Genomic DNA, 6,096 nt, shown 5'->3' with positions numbered 1-6,096 from the left:
AGCCGTGTGATGGGAGACTATCACGCACGGTTCTGTGAGAGGTTCGGGGTGAAAATCCCCTTACCTACTCGACTTTACAGGGCTTAATAAGGTAAGTGTTTACTCGAATCAGCTACGGACTATGGACTAAATACTATGGACTATTGAGTATTATACCTGTTTTTATTTGGTTTAACTGTCAGCTAACAGACATACGAACAAATTGATTGACTGTCTTGGGGAAGAGTTGTTAATTATTTGATAAGAAAAATCGCTAATGTGAGTTTTGGCTTGAAATAGTGCTATTTTTTTGTGGTATTTTATGCTACTTGCAACATCAAAAAAAACTGAAAAAGAACAGTATCATTCAAATAAAAGTGATTAACTACTATCAAACTATTCATAACCACAAGCTTAATAATGAAAAATATAAAACAATGGCAGTTAGTCAGCATGTTTGCTGGCTTTCTGATGTTTGCTTGTCTGATAGCCTTAGGAGGTTATGCCACTATGAGCGGAAATAAAAAAACTTTCAAAGCAACAAGCACAACAAATTTAAATCAGAAAATAACTGTGACCGACTCCATTAAAAAGACCAATTGATGGTTTTGTGAAGTAGGTATCTGTGTACTAAACTAACTCCTTTCCCTGTCAGTAGGATCCTGGCAGGGATTTTTTTTGCCTTTTTTTTAAATAGTGCTAATTTATTCATGGAAACTTCAAATAACTCTTTCTCAATCATTTAAAACCTGCTATATAACCATCATTGCATTTGGCTAATAGTTTGGATTTGTGTATTGTTGTTTGAAAAAATACGCCAGCATTGCTATATATTAGGCGTTGAATACACAGCATCAGGTTTTAGATTTAAAAAATGCCAAATATCAAAGTATTAATTGTTGAAGACGAATTTTCTATTGCACTCGATATTCAGGTAAGATTGCAAAAAATGGATTATCAGGTTACAAGTATTGCACACAATTACGTACAAGCTCTGCAATGTGTACAAGCACAGCCTCCTAACATTGTATTGATGGATATTAACCTGTCACAGGGTAAAAGTGGTATAGAAGCTGCCCGTGATATTTACCAACAATACCGCATTCCAGTAGTATTTCTGACGGCTTACGGAGATGACAAAACCTTTGCTGAAGCACTTGATTCCCAACCTTTTGGTTATTTGTTGAAGCCTTTCAAAGATCAAGAGTTAAACTTTGCCCTCAAGGTTGCCCTACAGAAATGTCAGGAAACCCCACCTCCCCCTCAAGTTTTGAGCGATACCTTGTTTATCAAAGATAAGTCGCAGTTTACAGCAGTAAAAGTTACTGATATCTTATGGGTAGAGGCAATGGATAATTATGCGTTGATTATCACCAAAACCCAAAAAGTAGTTGCTAACCTATTCCTGAAAGACATAGCGCAAAAACTGCCCAATGAGCGTTTCTTGAGGATACACCGCTCTTACATTATCGCGCTTGACAAGGTGGAAAAAATAGAAGATAATGCTGCCCAGATCAACCAAACCATGATCCCAATCAGTAAATCATATAAACATCAATTGCTTACCCGCTTGAATGTACTATAACCTTATTTTTTATGAAAAATCAACTAGTTATTTGTGTGACTTGTTTGCTCTGCAGCTTGAGCAGCCTTGCTCAAAATAAACTACAGGATAGCATTGCCCGGTTGCCTTTGTCTCAACAAATAGACGCATATAAAATCCTGATAAAACAGCATTTGCGTAGCGACCTCGATAAAGCTTTACAGTGGATAGAACAAGGAATGCAAGCAGCCAAAAAACAGCAAAATCAAAAAGCTGTGGGATTTTTTCTGCTTAATAAAGGGGTTGTATACGAAAGCAAAGGTAAAAGTGTTCAAGCCTTGGAATATTATACCCAAGCACTGGATATAGCACTGGCAACGCGTGAGCCTATAAGTGCTGCCAAGGCTTATCAAAACATGGGAATAGCGCATGCCAAACAAGGAAAATATCAACAATGTGTAGAATTTTTTTTCAAGGCCTTACGCATTTATGAGCAGTTAGAAGATACAGAGCATATGATAGGCATGTATAATAATTTGGCAATTTTGCACATGCGTATGGCAAACTATGCCCAGGCATTGGAGGTTTACCAGAAGGGCTTAAGTTTGAGCCGAAAAACCAACAACCAGCAAATGATTGCTCGTATACAGGCTAATATCAGTCAGTTGTACCTTCGCAATAAAGATCATAATAGAGCTATAGAGGCTCTTCGTGAGTCGCTCAAAATCTCTCAAGAAGAAAAGGACTATATGCAAGTAGTGGCTACAGTAGGTAATATTGCTGAGGTGTACCAAGACAAAAAACAATTAGACTCAGCTTTACAGCTAAACCAAGAAGCCATTAGATTGCACAGAAAGTACAAACTTGAGGATGGGATGGTGCTTAGATATGTGTCTATGGCACAAATATACAATGACCTGAGCAAACCCGACTCATCAACATATTTTTACGAAAAAGCTTTGCAGCAAATACCCAAAAATACCATTACACCTACTCTTTTAAATGTATATGGATCTATGCATCTTCAGTACGCCCAACACCAAAAGTATAAGCAAGCGTATAGTTATTTACTGAAGCATAATTCTGTGAAGGATTCCTTGTTCACTCTTAAAAAAAATAAGCAAATAGAAGAACTCAAGGCAAAGTATGAGTTAGATACCAAACAACAATTACAAGGCACACTTGCTGTATTACAAAGAGACAAAGGAGCAAGCTTTGAAATTACGTTTACAGCATAATTATTCACCATGTTTTTAGTGTCGTTTACCTGATATAGGTTGCCACCTACCATAATCTATAGCTTAAAATCACCTGCGTATTTAATTTTACAGTTTTAAAAGAGCAATACATCACAACATATTTTAACTCAATAGTTTTCAAAGTAATGAAAAAACAGATTTTAATTTACATCAGCGCATTAGTTTTTATAGTAACAGCTTGCGCCAAAAAAAATGATGAACCTCAGCCAGTTACCAATACACCCGATGGCGATGGCTATAACATTGTATCAATTGTGCCTGCCAGTGGCAAAGTTGGCGATGAGGTGGTCATTACTACCAATCAGATAGAAGCTGTATCAAGGGTTACCTTTAATGGAGTCAGAGCCAGCGTTTCTGCCATTAGTAATAAGGAAATTACGGTAACTATTCCGCAGTATGCCACCAATGGTAAAGTAAAGGTGGAAGTACTCGACAAAACATTGAAAGCCGAAAGTAAGGAAGATTTTATTGTAGAATACCCTGCCAATCAACTGGCTTTTGTAGGCGGTGATACTCGCTATGGTGCCAGTGGATTTACCATAGGTACTAAAATATATATGGGTTTAGGGTTTCGGGGGCAAGACGATTTCTGGGAGTACGATACTCAAACCAATGCCTGGAAACAACTAGCGAACTTTCCGGGAGGCAAACGTGGCTTTGCGGTAAGTTTTGTGATAGATGGCAAAGGGTATATGGGTACAGGGCGCCTCTATAACGCAAGTGCGAATACCTCTACCTGGTACAAAGATTTTTGGCAGTATGATCCTGCGACCGATCAATGGACAAAAAAAGCTGATTTTGCCGGTTCAGCACGCACCGAAGCAGTAGGTTTTGCCATCAATGGTAAGGGGTATATAGGTACAGGGCGCGATGAAAGAGGCAACCAAAATGATATGTGGGAGTATAACCCAACCATTGATCGTTGGACACAGATGGCCGATCTTACTGATGATAACTTCTTTGGGTTAAGCCGTAAGCAAGCAGTATGTTTTGTAATTAATAATAAAGCTTATATAGGTACTGGCAATACCGATCGCAAAGATTTTTGGGAGTTTACCCCTACAGCTACAGATCAATGGCGTAAGGTGGCTGACTTTGGTGGGGTTGGTCGTGGAAGCGCTTTAGCATTTACTATCAATGGCAAAGGCTATGTAGGTACAGGGTATACAGAGTCGGGCTATAAAAATGATATGTGGGAGTATGACCCAACTACTGATCAATGGACAAAAAAAGCAGATTTCAGTGGTGGTCAAAGAATTTGGGCAATAGGTTTTGCCATAGGCAATAAGGCTTACATTGGCACAGGTTGGGGCTTAAATAACTATACCAGCAGCTATAGTCCAATGCGTGATTTTTGGCAGTATACCCCTTAAAATATTCTAACATTCATAAAAAAAAGTTGTAATAAAACTACTTTGATCAAAAGTATCAGGGTAGTTTTTGCGGTTTATAAGCCAGGGGTTTATTACAAATGAGCACATTTATTGATACGAATACTTTGTCATCAAAGTGTGTTTTTATGACTGTTATGCTCTAATCCAAAAACAATGAGAAACCCTACAAAACAAGTTTTTATAAAGTTGATGGTCATTTATTTGTGCAGTAGCATTACCTGCTATGGACAAATACAAATAATAAAACGACAGCAACCAGTGCAGGTTATTTCTGAGTATGCTTATTGGGTGAGTTCTATGTGTGAACAAGGATGTACTAATATTGACTTAGGACCTTATAAGCTTACCAAGTCGCTGAAAGACATTCCTCAATACAAACGAGGAGTAGTTGTATGGGCAAAAGGACAGTTTGTATTGGTCAAAGACCTTCCTACCATTGCTGGACCCCGTGCTAATAAAAGCATGCGAGGGCAAAAAGTAGTCATGCGTAAAATAGATGTTCAAGACCACAAAGAAGTAAAGTTTGTACACATCACTATGTCCGAGCAAGCCAAAAGTAAGTTTACCAACCAAGAAGATTTTTCTATTGATTTTACGTTTATTAATCCGCTGGCAAAGCCTATACAATTTAAGCTCACTGTAGGAGATAAAACCAATAATGTGGAGTTAGGTGCCAATGGTAAAAAAACAATCTCAGTAAATGTGCTTGCCGAAAAAGGCAAAAGCTATTTGAACTATATGGTAGTAAATGAAAACTTTGTTTTTAAAAAGTATGCGGCTAGTTTGAAGGTAGCCGAACGTAGCGGGCTAGTAATCTATCTGAATGGTTCAGTTTACCCTAAAAGCCTGGCAAAAAATAAAAAATAGCTTTATATAATTCTGACTTGCTTGCTTCGTTTAACTCTTGTGTGACTAATATTAATAACTTCTTGTATATAAGGTTGTCTTTTTTAGGCAACCTTTTTTGTGTTTCATCGTTTAAGGTTTTCCCTACATGAAGCATTCTTTTTTAGTCCTGTTTTCAGCCCCTGTATTTTACGTCTTACACTGCCTGGTTTTGAGTTAGCACATCCTTGAAAAATTTTATTTTTAGGTTATATCGTTTTTGAGAAAACATACACTTTTTTGGACGTTATGTTCAGGTGAACTGCTATATAACAAAAGAGCGTTTTTTAAAAAATATGTGAGGTTATGTTATTAGTTGTTTAGCTAATGATTCCTTGAAATTGCGCTGATTTTGTCGTAAGCGATGTTTTTTGCTTAAGGTAAATTATTGGTGATAAAGATAAGGATGTATTAAAATTGGACTTTTTGGTGTGTATCAAGGTAGGTTTTAGGGAAAATCAGGTGTTTATGCTTGCTTTTAAAAGTCAGGTATAAATACCTGATTTTTTTTGTAAAAGTACAATCATTTTTTCTTATTAAATAGCGTAAAACATTATTCAAACTCAATAAATTTGTGTAAGTTTGCTCAATATTTTTGTTGAAAATGCAAAAATTTTACCAGCCACCTTCATGATTTTTTACAAAAAATTAACAAAAATGTGTTTACCTTATTTACAAAAACCGGATACACCTATATAAACCGAAATATATAAACGATTATTTTATAGAATTATTTTAACAGTATCTATAAATGTAACGGGTGAGTACATATTTCAGTTTTTGACTTTACATGAATGTGTAAAGAATTTATTAACCATAACTACAAACATACCACTAGAATTTGGTTGAACCAGCACTGTGCAATGCAGAAAAGACACAATACACTTAATTAATAGACAATATCTTAATTAACACTGACAACAAAGCAGAATTGTAGACAGGAAATATACCCTTACGAATTAGTGTAAAACAGGTATGTTTTCTTTTTTATATTTTTATCCCAACTAAAATAGTTTTTTATAAAGTATAATTAACC

5 protein-coding genes are annotated in these 6,096 nt (G+C 36.3%); all 5 read left to right on the top strand.

Annotated elements, in window-relative coordinates:
- Nucleotides 1–399 precede the first annotated feature (399 nt).
- Nucleotides 400–582, top strand: a complete 183-nt coding sequence (locus Q0954_RS21575; protein ID WP_299460254.1) for a hypothetical protein — start codon at nucleotides 400–402, stop codon at nucleotides 580–582.
- Nucleotides 583–853: 271 nt separating this feature from the next.
- Nucleotides 854–1,564 carry a response regulator gene (locus Q0954_RS21570; protein ID WP_299460251.1) on the top strand — a complete coding sequence of 237 codons (711 nt, stop codon included), beginning with the start codon at nucleotides 854–856 and terminating at the stop codon, nucleotides 1,562–1,564.
- An 11-nt stretch (nucleotides 1,565–1,575) separates the two neighbouring features.
- Complete coding sequence (locus Q0954_RS21565) at nucleotides 1,576–2,760, top strand: tetratricopeptide repeat protein (protein WP_299460249.1); 1,185 nt, start codon at nucleotides 1,576–1,578, stop codon at nucleotides 2,758–2,760.
- A 146-nt stretch (nucleotides 2,761–2,906) separates the two neighbouring features.
- On the top strand, nucleotides 2,907–4,154 hold the full coding sequence (locus Q0954_RS21560; RefSeq protein WP_299460247.1) for a kelch repeat-containing protein: 1,248 nt from the start codon (nucleotides 2,907–2,909) through the stop codon (nucleotides 4,152–4,154).
- A 174-nt stretch (nucleotides 4,155–4,328) separates the two neighbouring features.
- Nucleotides 4,329–5,042: a hypothetical protein gene (locus tag Q0954_RS21555; protein WP_299460245.1), complete on the top strand. Its 714-nt coding sequence runs from the start codon at nucleotides 4,329–4,331 to the stop codon at nucleotides 5,040–5,042.
- Nucleotides 5,043–6,096 lie beyond the last annotated feature (1,054 nt).

The organism is uncultured Microscilla sp., assembly GCF_947493425.1.
GTDB lineage: Bacteria > Bacteroidota > Bacteroidia > Cytophagales > Microscillaceae > Microscilla.
This window is presented reverse-complemented; position numbering and strand designations above follow the sequence as displayed.